We start from the raw sequence: 13160 nt of genomic DNA, 5'->3' as shown, positions 1-13160 counted from the left end.
CGTACCGCGCTCAGTAGGTCCCGATGTCCACGCGCGGCGGGCCGTCGTGCCAGGTGCAGAACACCGACACCCGGTCCGCGCCCGACGAGAACTCCACCCGGATCCAGGACTCCGTCTTCCACATCTGCATCGACCAGCCGGCCGCAGGGGTCGCCGACACGAGCGTCGCGGACGTCTGACCCAGGTCGAAGACCACGCGGCCGCCTTCCGTGTCGTAGCCCCTCACCTGGCCGGAGGCGGTGGGGGAGGGGGAGGGGCGGGGGCTGCGCTTCGGCGGCTGCGCGGGTGACGGGGTGCTCGGCTCCCGGGTCGCGGGCGGTTTCGGTGACGGACTCTTCGCCGGGGACGACGGCCGTCGTGTCGACGACGCCAGCGGTTTCGACGTCCGCCCGGTCGCGTCGGCCGCCGTGATGGGCAGGGCGCGCGGCGGGTCGTACGCGGTGCCCGCCATCACGGTGTGGACACCCCACCACGACAGCGTGACCGCCGCGCCCGTGGCGAGCAGCCAGGCCAACATGTGTACGAGTCCGCTGCGCATCGCGGGCCATACTGCCTCACGGGTCACATGCGTGTCGCCCGGTTGTCCACAGATGCGGAGTTGTCCACAGGCCCCGATCCGGCTCCGCCGCATGGCGTACGGTGCGGCGCATGGCAAGTGTGCTCGTGGTCGAGGACGACCAGTTCGTACGCTCGGCGCTCATCCGGCACCTGACCGACGCCTCGCACACCGTACGCAGCGTCGGGACGGCACTGGAGGCGCTGCGCGAGGTCGCCCATTTCCGGTTCGACGTGGTGATCCTGGACCTCGGACTGCCCGATCTGGACGGGTCCGAGGCCCTGAAGATGCTGCGCGGCATCACGGACGTGCCGGTGATCGTCGCGACCGCGCGGGACGACGAGGCGGAGATCGTCCGGCTGCTGAACGCCGGGGCGGACGACTACCTCACCAAGCCGTTCTCGGTCGAGCACCTGTCCGCGCGGATCGCGGCCGTGCTGCGCCGGGCCCGGTCCGGTGCCGCCGACGCCCAGCCGTCGAGCGTGCTCCGCGTCGGCGGCCTGACCGTCGACCCGCTGCGCCGCCAGGCCGAGCTGGACGGTGTCCGGCTCGACCTCACCCGCCGCGAGTTCGACCTGCTCGCCTTCCTGGCGCGCCGGCCCGGTGTCGTCGTCCCGCGCAAGGAGCTGCTGGCCGAGGTGTGGCAGCAGTCGTACGGCGACGACCAGACCATCGACGTCCATCTGTCCTGGCTGCGCCGGAAGCTGGGCGAGACGGCGGCGAACCCGCGCTACCTGCACACCCTGCGGGGCGTCGGCGTGAAGCTGGAGCCGCCCGCCGCCGAGCCTCCGGCCGAGGTGGAGCCGCCGCGATGAGGTGGGCCCTGGTCAAGGTGTCGCTCGCGGTGACCACCATGGTCGTGGTCGCCTTCGCGGTGCCGCTCGGACTCGTCATCCGCGAGATGGCCCGCGACCGTGCCTTCTCCAACGCCGAACGCCGGGCCGCGGCCGTGGCCCCGGCCCTGTCCATCACCACCGACCGCGACCAGCTCGAACGGGTCGTCGTCTCCGCCGGTTCCGACGCCGACCTGGCCGTCCACGTCCCGGCGGGCGACGGCGGGCCGGCCCTCGACATCGGACGGCAGCGCGCCGCCGACGAGGACATCGCGGCCGTACGGAAGCTGGGGCGCGCCTCCACCAGTACGGTGTCCGGCGGCTCCACGCTGCTCCAGCCGGTCGCGCTGAGCTCCGGCATCGCGGTCGTCGAGGTGTACGTCCCCGAGTCCGAGGTCACCAACGGCGTCGGCACGGCCTGGGCGGTGCTCGCCGCGGTCGGTGCCGCCCTCGTCGTCGGCTCGGTCGCGGTCGCCGACCGGCTGGGCGTACGGATGGTGCGGCCCGCCCAGCGTCTGGTCGAGGGCGCGCACGAGCTGGGGGAGGGCAAGCTGGGCGCCCGCGTGCCCGAGGAGGGGCCGACCGAACTGCGGCTGGCGGCGGTGGCGTTCAACTCCATGGCCGACCAGGTCGTGCAACTCCTCTCCAACGAGCGGGAGTTGGCGGCCGATCTGTCGCACCGGCTGCGCACGCCGCTGACCGTGCTGCGGCTGAACGCGGCCTCGCTCGGGGACGGGCCGGCCGCCGAGCAGACCCGGGCCGCGGTCGAGCAGCTGGAGCGCGAGGTCGACACCCTCATCCGCACCGCCCGGGAGGCCAAGCCGCAGACGGCCGCGGCCGGGCCCGGCGCCGGGTGCGACGCGGCCGAGGTGGTGCGGGAGCGGATGGCGTTCTGGTCGGCGCTCGCGGAGGACGAGGGGCGCACGTGGCGGGTGGCCGGGGCCGACCGGCCCGTGCGGATACCCGTGGCCCGCGCCGATCTGGCCGCCGCGCTCGACGCGCTGCTCGGCAACGTCTTCCGGCACACCCCCGAGGGCACCGCCTTCGCGGTCGACGTGCACAAAGGCGAGGACGCGGTGATTGTGCTCGTCTCCGACGCGGGCCCGGGCATACCCGACCCGGAGGCGGCCATGGCACGCGGCCGGGGCTCGGGCAGCGACGGCTCGACCGGGCTCGGCCTGGACATCGTGCGCCGGCTCGCGGAGTCGACCGGCGGGGACGTAGCGATCGGCTCGTCGGTGCTCGGCGGGACCGAGGTGCGGATCTGGATCCAGCTGGACGGGAGGAAACCGGTGCGCAGGGGACATCGGGGGGCCGTACGGCGCCGCCGGCGACCCGCGCCGGCCGCCACCTTTAATCGGTCCCGATCCCTTCCTTAAGCCCACCCTAAGATCGCCAACTCCCGTCGCGATCAGGCGCTTTGCCCGATTCGAGATCGCTAGCGTGCTGCCGCATCCACCCCAGAAACGCACAGCGAAGGCAGGCACGCGATGAGTACGCACCGGCGCAAGGTGAGCGGGAGGAAAAAGGTGATCGGCGCTGTCGTCGCCACGGCCGTGGCCGGCGGTGGCGCGATCCTGGTCACCGGTACCGCCCAGGCGGCCGGAATCGGCGCGGCGTATACGAAGACCAGTACCTGGTCGACGGGTTACACCGCGCAGTACGTCGTCACCAACAACAGCGGGCAGGCGAAGAGCGACTGGACGCTGGAGTTCGATCTGCCGTCCGGGGCGAAGCTGAGCTCGCTGTGGAACGGCGAGTCGAGCGTCAGCCGGCAGCACGTCACCGTGCGGCCGCCGAAGTGGGACACGGACGGACTGGCCGCCGGCGAGGCGGTCACCGTCGGCTTCGTGGTCAACGGCACGGGCGACCCGGCCGGCTGCCTCATCGACGACGCGAAGTGCGCCACGGACGACGGCCCGGCCCCCGAGCCGACCGGCCGCCCCACCCAGTCCCCGAACCCCACCCAGTCCCCGAACCCCACCCAGTCTCCGAGCCCCACTCAGAGCCCGACCCAGCGCCCCACCCCCACCCCGAAACCCTCGGAGAGCCCCGGCACCGGCACCCCCACCACCGCCGGCTTCGCCCCCTACGTCGACACCTCCCTCCACCCCGCCTTCGACCTGGTCGCCGGCGCCGAGGCGACGGGCGTGAAGGAGTACAACCTGGCCTTCATCACGGACGGAGGAGGCTGCACGCCGAAGTGGGGCGGCGTGACCGACCTGGCGAGCGACGCGGTGGCGGCCCAGATCGGCGCCCTGCGCGCCAAGGGCGGCGACGTCCGGGTCTCCTTCGGCGGCGCGGCCGGCTCGGAGCTGGGCACCACCTGCTCCTCGGCGGACGCGCTGGCGGCGGCGTACGGCAAGGTCGTGGACGCCTACCGGCTGACCAAGGTCGACTTCGACGTCGAGGGCGGCGCGCTGCCCGACGCGGCGGCCAACACGCGCCGCGCCCGGGCCATCGCCGAGCTCCAGCGGCGCCACCCCGGTCTGGACGTCTCCTTCACCCTCCCGGTCATGCCGGAGGGCCTGACCCAGGACGGCGTGAACCTGCTGGTCGACGCCAAGCAGAACGGCGTGAAGATCGACACCGTCAACATCATGGCGATGGACTACGGCCCCGCGTACAGCGGCGAGATGGGCACCTACGCCGAACAGGCCGCCACCGCCACCCAGGCCCAGATCAAGAGCGTCCTCGGGCTCTCCGACAGCGCGGCCTGGAAGACGGTCGCCGTCACGCCGATGATCGGGGTCAACGACGTCACGACCGAGATCTTCACGGTCGACGACGCCACCCAGCTGGTCGACTTCGCCAAGGCGAAGGGGCTGGGCTGGCTGTCGATGTGGTCCGCGACCCGTGACAAGCAGTGCCCGGGCGGGGAGAAGCCCGCGGCGGACGCCACGTGCAGCTCGATCCTCCAGGACAGGTTCGCGTTCACGAAGGCCTTCGCGGCCCACCGGTAGGGCGGACCGCGCACGGCTCCGGAGGGCGCGGTGATGTCGATTACGTTTCGACAACTCGGGCCGACAGCTATTGACGCATGAACGGACATACGGCTGTAGTTACGCCCACGCGTGTTCGGTCAAGTTGGTTTCTGGTCGATTACGACCGACTCCGATGCATCGCGTTCATGGCCGAGCCTTGTCCTCTGGAGCCGCTCATGCACCACCTCACCCCCTCCCTCCCCGCTCCCAGCCGCCGCACCCTGCTGCGCGGCGTCGGCGGTGCCGTGGCCCTCGGGGCCGGCATCCCCCTGCTGAGCGCCTGCGGCGGCAGCGGCACGGCCGCCGACCCGAAGACCGTCTCCCTCGGCTCCAAGGCGTCCGACCCGGTCCCGAAGAAGGCCTTCGCCGACATCTACGCGGCCTTCACCAAGCAGTCCGGCATCAAGGTCGCCGTCAACACCAAGGACTCCAACACCTTCCAGGAGCAGATCAACGCGTATCTGCAGGGCACGCCCGACGACGTGTTCACCTGGTTCGCCGGCTACCGCATGCAGTTCTTCGCGGCCAAGGGCCTCGCCACCCCGATCGACGACGTGTGGCAGAAGGTCGGCGGCAACTTCCCCGACGCGATGAAGAAGCTCAGCAAGGGCGAGGACGGCAAGTACTACTTCGTGCCGCTGTACACGTACCCCTGGGCGGTCTTCTACCGGAAGAGCGTCTTCCAGGAGAAGGGCTACGAGGTCCCCACCACCTGGGACCAGCTGGTCGCCCTGTGCAAGCAGATGCAGAAGGACGGGCTGGTCCCGATCGCCTTCGGCGACAAGGACGCCTGGCCCGCGCTCGGCACCTTCGACCAGATCAACTTCCGCAAGAACGGCTACGACTTCCACGTCGACCTGATGGCCGGCAAGGCGTCCTGGACCGACGCCAAGGTCCGTTCCGTCTTCGACCTGTGGACGGAGATCCTCCCGTACCACCAGGAGGGCGCCGTCGGCCGCACCTGGCAGGACGCGGCCCAGACCCTCGTGTCGAAGAAGGCCGGCATGTACCTGCTCGGCACCTTCGTGGCCCAGCAGTTCACCAACAAGGCCGACCTGGACGACCTGGACTTCTTCGCCTTCCCGGAGATCGACCCGGCGTACGGGCAGGACACCGTCGAGGCGCCCACCGACGGCTTCATGCTCAGCAAGAGCCCGAAGAACAAGTCGGGCGCGGTCCAGCTGCTCGAGTACCTGGGCAGCCCGGCCGCCGAGGAGATCTACCTCAAGTCCGACCCGAGCGTCGTCGCCGCCTCCACCAAGGCCGACACCTCCTCGTACACCCCGCTGCAGAAGAAGGCGTACGAGATGATCAGCGGCGCCAAGAGCCTCACCCAGTTCATGGACCGCGACAGCCGCCCGGACTTCACCTCCACGGTGATGCAGCCCTCGCTGCAGAAGTTCGTCCGTGACCCCAAGGGCGTGGACAGCCTGCTCTCCTCCATCGAGCGCCAGAAGAAGACGATCTTCGCCTCCTCATGACCATCGACACCACCCCGAAGAGCCCGGAGACGGCCGTCGAGCCGTCTCCGGGCGCCGCACCCCGCCCGAGGACGACGGGTCACCGCCGCCTCCTCACCCGCCGGGACCGTGTCGTCCTGGCCCTGATGGCGGGCATCCCGACCGTCCTGCATGTGGCCCTGGTATGGGTGACGGCCCTCGCCTCCATCGCGCTGGCCTTCACCACCTGGAACGGCATCGGCTTCGACTCGATCACCTGGGTCGGGCTGGAGAACTTCAAGGAACTGTTCACCAACAACCCGCAGTTCTGGCCGGCCGTCGAGCACAACGTCATCTGGTTCGTGGTGCTGATCCTCATCCCGACCCCGCTCGGCCTGTTCCTGGCCGTGCAGCTGGACAAGAGGATCCGCTTCAGCCGCGTCTACCAGACCGCGTTCTTCCTGCCGGTCGTCATGTCGCTCGCGGTCATCGGCTTCGTCTGGCAGCTGGTCTACAACCCGGACACCGGCCTGATCAACAGCATCATCGGCGCCAACAAGCCCGGCCACTACATCGACTGGATCGGCGACCCGGACCTCAACCTGTGGGCCGTGCTGATCGCCGCCTCCTGGCGGCACGCCGGCTACATGATGATCCTGTACCTGGCCGGGCTGAAGAGCGTCGACCCGTCGCTGCGCGAGGCATCCGCCCTGGACGGTGCCAACGAGTGGCAGACGTTCAAGAACGTCATCTTCCCGACGCTGCGCCCGACCAACACGGTCGTCCTGGTCGTCACCATCATCGAGGCGCTGCGCGCCTTCGACCTGGTCTTCGTCTTCAACAAGGGCGCCCAGGGCACCGAGCTGCTGTCGATCCTGGTCACCAACAACATCATCGGCGAGTCCAGCCGCATCGGCTACGGCTCCGCGATCGCGGTCGTCCTGCTGGTGATCTCACTCGTCGTGATCATCCCGTACCTGATCTCGACCTTCCGGAAGGAGCGGCGCGCATGAGCACCGTCACCGGCGCTCACCGGCAGCGCACCCCCCTGCGCCCCGCCCGGATCCTGCTGCACGTCTTCCTCGCCGGCGCCGCGCTGGCCTGGCTCGCCCCGCTGCTGTGGGCGGTGTACGCGGCCCTGCGCCCGTACGGGGAGACCAGCGAGAAGGGCTATGTCTCCTGGCCCGACAAACTGAGCCTGGACAACTTCACGAACGCCTTCCAGCAGTCGGACATGCTGCACTACTTCGGCAACACGCTGCTGGTCGCGGTCCCGGCCGTGCTGCTGACGCTGTTCCTGTCGTCGATGGTCGCGTTCTACGTCAGCCGCTTCGACTTCCGGCTCAACCTGTTCCTGCTGCTGGTCTTCACGGCGGGCAACCTGCTGCCGCAGCAGGTCATCATCACGCCCCTGTACCGCCTGTACCTGCTGATCGACCTGCCCGGCATCACGATGAGCGGCAAGCTGTACGACTCCGCGCTCGGCCTGGTCCTCATCCACGTGGCGTTCCAGTCCGGCTTCTGCGCGTTCGTGCTCAGCAACTACATGCGCTCGCTGCCGCACGAGCTGACCGAGGCCGCGCTCGTCGACGGCGCCTCGGTGTGGCGGCTGTACTGGCAAATCGTGCTGCCGCTGTGCAGGCCCGCGATGGCGGCCCTGGCGACGTTGCTGTCCATCTGGATCTACAACGACTTCTTCTGGGCCATCGTCCTGATCTCGACCGGCGAGAACATGCCGATCACCTCGGCCCTGAACAACCTCTCCGGCCAGTACTTCACCGACCCCAACCTGGTCGCCGCCGGTGCCCTGCTCACCGCGATCCCGACGCTGATCGTGTACTTCGCGCTCCAGCGCCAGTTCGTCAGCGGCCTCACGCTGGGCGCCAACAAGGGCTGACACCCAGGCCCCCTCAGAAAGAGAACCTTCCGTGCACCACCCCTTCACCCCCGTCGCCTCCGTGCCCGTGGACGTACGTGCGGCTCGCGTCCACGAGGAGGGCTGGCAGTCCTGGAGCCCCAGCGGCGCCTACGCCCTCGACGCGACGCCTCCCCCGAGCTCTCGGCTCCGCTCGAGCAGGGGGCGCCCCCACCGCCCGGCCAACGACAACTGGGCGACCGTCTGCTACCGCCCCGGCGTCACCGTCCCCGCCGGCACCTTCCAGGGCGAGGGCCTGCTCGCACTCGACCCCGGCGACGGCTCACCGGTCCGGCTGTGGGCGGCGGCCGAGCCGACCCGCGAGGTGCCGTCGGTCCGGCTGGCCGTACGCGACGGCGTGGCGGAGGTCAGCGCCGACGGGACGGTGAAGGAGTGGACGGGCACGAACATCCAGTCGGTGCTGGCCGACTGGGCCGGTGGGCTGGGGCTGGAGGCGCCCCGCCCGGCTCCGACGGTCTGGTGCTCCTGGTACGAGTACTTCACCGCCGTCACCGAGGACGACATCCACGAGAACCTCCGCGCGATGGACACCCTCGACCTGCCCGTCGACGTCGTCCAGATCGACGACGGCTACCAGAAGGCCCTCGGCGACTGGCTCACCCTCTCCGGCCGCTTCCGCTCCCGCGCCGGGATCGCGGACCGGATCCGGTCGCGGGGCCGCCGGGCCGGCATCTGGACGGCACCGTTCCTGGTGGACCCGACGAGCGACCTGGCCGCCGAGCACCCCGACTGGCTGGTCCGCGACGGCCGCGGCGGCTTCGCGCACGCCGGCCGCAACTGGGGCCACGACCTGCGCGTCCTGGACACCACGCACCCGGACGCGGCGGCGTACCTCACCGGCGTCTTCGCGACCCTGCGCGCCGAGGGCTACGACTACTTCAAGGTCGACTTCCTGTACGCGGGCGCCCTGGACGGCGTACGCCACGCGGACGTCGACGCCCTCACGGCGTACCGCGAAGGCATTTCACTGATCCGCGAGGCGATCGGCCCGGAGTCGTACCTGCTGGGCTGCGGCGCCCCGATCCTGCCCTCCCTCGGCCTGTTCGACGCGATGCGGGTCAGCCCGGACACGGCCCCGCACCGCCGCCCCGAGGCCGACGACTACAGCCAACCCGGCCAGGACCCGGCCGAGTTCACCGGTGCCGGCCGCCAGTGGCAGCACGGCCGCCTCTGGATCAACGACCCCGACTGCCTCATGGCCCGCCCCGCGGTGGAGACCCGCGAGCGCTGGGCCGCGCACGTGGAGTCCACCGGCGGCCTGATGGCCTCCAGCGACCGCCTGCTGTCCCTGGACGAGTGGGGCGTGACGACGACCCGCCGCCTGCTGTCGGGAGCCGCCCGATGAAGCGGGAACTGTCCCTGCCCGGCCTCGCCTACGGCGGCGACTACAACCCCGAGCAGTGGCCCGAGGAGGTCTGGGCCGAGGACATGCGTCTGATGCGCGAGGCCGGGGTGACCATGGTCAGCGTCGGTATCTTCTCCTGGGCGCTGCTGGAACCGTCCGAGGGCACGTACGACTTCTCCCGCATGGACCGGATCCTGGACCTGCTCCACGACAACGGCATCGCGGCCGACCTGGCGACCCCGACGGCGGCCCCGCCCGCGTGGTTCTTCCGCACGCACCCGGAGGCCCTGCCGGTGGACCGCGACGGGCGGCGGCTGTCGTACGGCAGCCGCCAGACGTTCTGCCCGTCGAGCCCGGCCTACCGCACGGCCGCCCTGCGCATCACCCGCGCGCTGGCCGAGCGCTACGCCGGCCACCCGGCGGTCGTGATGTGGCACGTCCACAACGAGTACGGCTGCCACAACGCGGAGTGCTACTGCGACACCAGCGCGGCGGCGTTCCGCAGGTGGCTGCGGGCGCGGTACGCGGACGACCTGGCGGCGCTGAACGACGCCTGGGGCACCACCTTCTGGAGCCAGTGGTACTACGACTGGGAGGAGATCCTGCCCCCGCGCCCGACGGGCGCGGTCCCCAACCCGGCCCACCAGCTGGACTGGCGCCGCTTCTGCTCCGACGAGCTGCTGTCGCTGTACACGGCGGAACGGGACGTCCTGCGCGAGGCGGCCCCGTCGATCCCCGCCACCACCAACTTCATGGTGATGTACAACTTCGACGCGCTCGACTACTGGCGCTGGGCCCCCGAGCTGGACATCGTCTCCAACGACCACTACCTGCGCTCCACGGACCCGGAGTCGGAGATCGACATCGCGCTGAGCGGCGATCTGGTGCGGTCCCTGGCGGGCGGCCGGCCGTGGCTGCTGATGGAGCACTCCACGGGCGCGGTGAACTGGCAGCCGGTCAACCGCGCCAAGGGCCCGGGGGAGTTGCGGCGCAACGCCCTCGCCCATGTGGCGCGCGGCGCGGACGGCATCGCGTACTTCCAGTGGCGGGCGGCCAAGGCGGGCGCCGAGCAGTGGCACTCGGCGATGCTGCCGCACGCGGGCACGGACAGTCAGATATGGCGGGACGTGGTCCGACTGGGAGCGGACCTGCGGGCGTTGGCTGAGGTGCGCGGCAGCACAGGCACGGCCGAGGTGGCCGTCGTCTGGGACTGGAACGCCCGCTGGGCCCTGGAACTCCCCTCCCAGCCGAGCGAGTCGGTCCGCTACCTGGACCTGGTCCGCTCCTGGTACGAGCCGCTGTGGCGGTCGGGCGTGGCGGTGGACTTCGTCCGCCCGGACGCGGACCTGTCGCCGTACCGGCTGGTCCTGGCACCGAGCCTCTACCTGGTCGACGACGCCGGCGCGGCGAACCTGACGGGTTTCGCCGAGCGGGGCGGCACCCTCGCGGTCGGCTTCCACAGCGGCATGGTCGACGAGAACTGCCATGTGCGGCTGGGGGGTTACCCCGGGGCGTTCCGGGAGGCGCTCGGCGTCCGCACCGACGAGCTGTTCCCGCTGCTGCCGGACGAGACGCTGGGCCTTGACGGAGGCGGCACGGCGACCCTCTGGTCGGAACGCGTCCGACTGGCAGGCGCCCAGGCCGTGACGTCGTACACGTCCGGCCCTCCTTCAGCCCCCGGCCGGGGGTACCCCCATCTCGCCGCGCTCGTCGGCGTCCCGGCGGTCACCCGTCACACCCACGGCACGGGCACCACCTGGTACCTGGCCACCCACCCGGACCCGGCGACCCTGGCGGCGCTGCTGGACCGCATCCGCACGGAGGCGGGGGTGGAGCCCGTGCGCACGACGCCCGACGGCGTCGAGGCGGTGCTGCGGCGGGGCTCGGACGCCGACTACCTGTTCCTGATCAACCACGGCGACCAGGACGCCGAGGTCACCGTGTCGGCCGGCGCGACCGAACTGCTGACGGGCCGGCGGATCGAGCGTGACGTCGTCACGGTCCAGGCAGGGGACGCCGCGGTCGTACGGGAACCGCGCTGACCACGAACGGTTACTTACCGGCCTCGGGCCCGTACCACTGGAGGGCCTGGCCGGTCACAGCGGCGATGCACTCGAAGTCGCGATCGCGGTGCAGGAGGGTGAGCCCCTGCAACTCCGCGGTCGCGGCGACGACCAGATCCACGGGCCCGGCACCGCGATGGTGTCCACGCTCGGCCAGCGCCTCCTGGACCTGCCAGGCGCGGTCGTAGGCGCGGTCGTCGCAGGCGAGCGAGGGCCAGCGCCCGTCGCCGGTTCTCCAGCACTTCTCGCAGGGCTGACGGTCTCCTTCTTGGTGCTCGTGCCGAGGGCCTTGGCCACGTCGGCCAGTAGGTCGTCGTCGAGGTCGATCACTGTGCGGCTCATCGGAGCACCTCCCCTGATATCAACGAGTGCATATCCCGGGAGATTCATGGTGAAGGCGCCGACAGGCGCGGGGCGCGGCACTCCCCTTGTGCCGCGCCCCGTCCCCCACCCCCGCAGTGGCTAAACCGCCTCCACCTCCGGCAGCGTCCCCGTGCGCGCCGCCCGCGCGTACCAGTGGGCGCTGGACTTCGGTGTGCGCTCCAGCGTCGCGTAGTCGACGTACACCGCGCCGAAGCGCTTGCCGTAGCCGTACGCCCACTCGAAGTTGTCCAGCAGGGACCACAGGAAGTAGCCGCGGACGTCCGCGCCGTCGGAGATGGCGCGGCGGACCTGCGACAGGTGGCCGTGGAGGTAGGAGATGCGCTCGGGGTCGCGCACCGTGCCGTCCGACTCGGGCTTGTCGTCGAAGGCCGCGCCGTTCTCGGTGATGTAGAGGGGCAGGCCCGGGGCCTCACGGGTGTAGCGCATGATCAGCTCGTGCAGGCCCGTCGGGTCGATGGGCCAGTCCATCGCGGTGCGGTCGCCGGGGGTCTGGTGGAAGGCGACGTCGTCCACGCCCGGCCACGGCGAGTGCTCGCTCGCCCCGTGCCCGTCCGCCCGCGGGCCCTTCGCGGCCGGGTCCGCCGCCGAGACCAGCGTGGGCGTGTAGTAGTTCAGGCCCAGCGCGTCCAGCGGCTGGTTGATCAGCGCCAGGTCGCCGTCGAGAACGAAAGACCAGTCCGTGACCGCCGACGTGGCCTCGAACAGCGCCTCCGGGTAGGCGCCGTGCAGGATCGGGCCGTGGAAGACGCCGCTGGCCAGGGCGTCGATCTTACGGGCCGCGGCCAGGTCCGCCGGGTCCTGCGAAAGGGGCCGTACCACCGCGGAGTTGAGGGCGATCGCGACCTGGTTGCGGGCCGGCATCACCGACCGCAGCGCCGAGGCGCCCAGACCGTGCGCCAGGTTGAGGTGGTGCGCGGCACGCAGCGAGGCCGCCGGGTCCGTACGGCCGGGGGCGTGGACGCCGGAGGCGTAGCCCAGGAAGGCGCTGCACCACGGCTCGTTGAGCGTCATCCAGTGCTCCACGCGGTCGCCGAGCGCCTCGCCGACCAGTTGCGCGTACTCGGCGAAGCGGTGCGCCGTGTCGCGCTCCGGCCAGCCGCCCGCGTCCTCCAGTTCCTGGGGGAGGTCCCAGTGGTACAGGGTGATGGCCGGCTTGATGCCGTGCGCGAGGAGTTCGTCGACCAGGCGGCGGTAGAAGTCCAGGCCGCGCTGGACGGCCGGGCCCCGGCCCGTCGGCTGCACCCGCGACCAGGAGATGGAGAAGCGGTAGGCCTTCAGGCCCAGCTCCGCCATCAGCGCCACGTCCTCGCGGTAGCGGTGGTAGTGGTCGACAGCGACGTCACCGGTGTCGCCGTCGGCCGTCTTGCCGGGCGTATAGCTGAAGGTGTCCCAGATCGACGGAGTGCGGCCGTTCTCCCGCACCGCTCCCTCGATCTGGTACGCGGAGGTCGCGGCGCCCCAGAGGAAGGCGGAAGGAAAGGTCACCGGGGTCACCGGCTTCTCGGAGTCAGGCATGGAAGCGCTCCCATTGGTGGTCGTCGGAGACCGACGGATGAAGGGGGGAGGGGAAAGGAAGGGAAGGGAAGGGAGGGGAAGGGAGGGGAAGGGAGGGGAAGGGAA

Annotated in this window: 10 protein-coding genes and 2 pseudogenes; 8 read left to right on the top strand and 4 right to left on the bottom strand. The window is 71.0% G+C overall.

Translation table 11 applies throughout. From position 1 onward, the window contains the following. Nucleotides 1–10 precede the first annotated feature (10 nt). Nucleotides 11–538 carry a hypothetical protein gene (locus ACYVMZ_RS05175; RefSeq protein ID WP_461075853.1) on the bottom strand — a complete coding sequence of 176 codons (528 nt, stop codon included), beginning with the start codon at nt 536–538 and terminating at the stop codon, nt 11–13. A gap of 110 nt (nt 539–648) precedes the next feature. On the opposite strand from ACYVMZ_RS05175, the gene ACYVMZ_RS05170 reads away from it, so the two are divergent. The 8 genes from ACYVMZ_RS05170 (at nt 649) to ACYVMZ_RS05135 (ending at nt 11135) form a co-directional block, all read left to right on the top strand. Next, nucleotides 649–1371: a response regulator transcription factor gene (locus ACYVMZ_RS05170; RefSeq protein ID WP_461075851.1), complete on the top strand. Its 723-nt coding sequence runs from the start codon at nt 649–651 to the stop codon at nt 1369–1371. After that, complete coding sequence (locus ACYVMZ_RS05165; protein ID WP_461075849.1) at nt 1368–2768, top strand: sensor histidine kinase; 1401 nt, start codon at nt 1368–1370, stop codon at nt 2766–2768. The genes ACYVMZ_RS05170 and ACYVMZ_RS05165 overlap by 4 nt, the downstream gene beginning before the upstream one ends. A 111-nt stretch (nt 2769–2879) precedes the next feature. After that, nucleotides 2880–4352, top strand: a complete 1473-nt coding sequence (locus tag ACYVMZ_RS05160; RefSeq protein WP_461075845.1) for a glycoside hydrolase family 18 protein — start codon at nt 2880–2882, stop codon at nt 4350–4352. A gap of 197 nt (nt 4353–4549) precedes the next feature. Next, nucleotides 4550–5854 (top strand): ABC transporter substrate-binding protein, encoded by a 1305-nt coding sequence (locus tag ACYVMZ_RS05155; protein WP_461075843.1) that lies wholly within the window; start codon nt 4550–4552, stop codon nt 5852–5854. Beyond that, nucleotides 5851–6825, top strand: a complete 975-nt coding sequence (locus ACYVMZ_RS05150; protein ID WP_461075841.1) for a carbohydrate ABC transporter permease — start codon at nt 5851–5853, stop codon at nt 6823–6825. The genes ACYVMZ_RS05155 and ACYVMZ_RS05150 overlap by 4 nt, the downstream gene beginning before the upstream one ends. Continuing rightward, on the top strand, nt 6822–7709 hold the full coding sequence (locus ACYVMZ_RS05145) for a carbohydrate ABC transporter permease (protein ID WP_461075839.1): 888 nt from the start codon (nt 6822–6824) through the stop codon (nt 7707–7709). The genes ACYVMZ_RS05150 and ACYVMZ_RS05145 overlap by 4 nt, the downstream gene beginning before the upstream one ends. 31 nt (nt 7710–7740) lie before the next feature. After that, on the top strand, nt 7741–9093 hold the full coding sequence (locus ACYVMZ_RS05140; protein ID WP_461075837.1) for a glycoside hydrolase family 36 protein: 1353 nt from the start codon (nt 7741–7743) through the stop codon (nt 9091–9093). After that, nucleotides 9090–11135 carry a beta-galactosidase gene (locus tag ACYVMZ_RS05135; RefSeq protein WP_461075835.1) on the top strand — a complete coding sequence of 682 codons (2046 nt, stop codon included), beginning with the start codon at nt 9090–9092 and terminating at the stop codon, nt 11133–11135. The genes ACYVMZ_RS05140 and ACYVMZ_RS05135 overlap by 4 nt, the downstream gene beginning before the upstream one ends. 10 nt (nt 11136–11145) lie before the next feature. Here the strand turns inward: ACYVMZ_RS05135 and ACYVMZ_RS05130 are convergent. The 3 genes and pseudogenes from ACYVMZ_RS05130 to ACYVMZ_RS05120 all read right to left on the bottom strand — a co-directional run. Further along, a pseudogene (locus tag ACYVMZ_RS05130) lies at nt 11146–11355 on the bottom strand (PIN domain-containing protein); the annotation flags it as partial. Beyond that, nucleotides 11354–11498 (bottom strand): annotated as a pseudogene (locus tag ACYVMZ_RS05125) (type II toxin-antitoxin system VapB family antitoxin); the annotation flags it as partial. The pseudogenes ACYVMZ_RS05125 and ACYVMZ_RS05130, both read right to left, overlap by 2 nt. Before the next feature lie 120 nt (nt 11499–11618). Then, entirely contained in the window at nt 11619–13055 is a 1437-nt protein-coding gene (locus ACYVMZ_RS05120; RefSeq protein WP_461075833.1) for a GH1 family beta-glucosidase, read from the bottom strand. Nucleotides 13056–13160 lie beyond the last annotated feature (105 nt).

Source organism: Streptomyces deserti, assembly GCF_054782695.1.
This window is presented reverse-complemented; position numbering and strand designations above follow the sequence as displayed.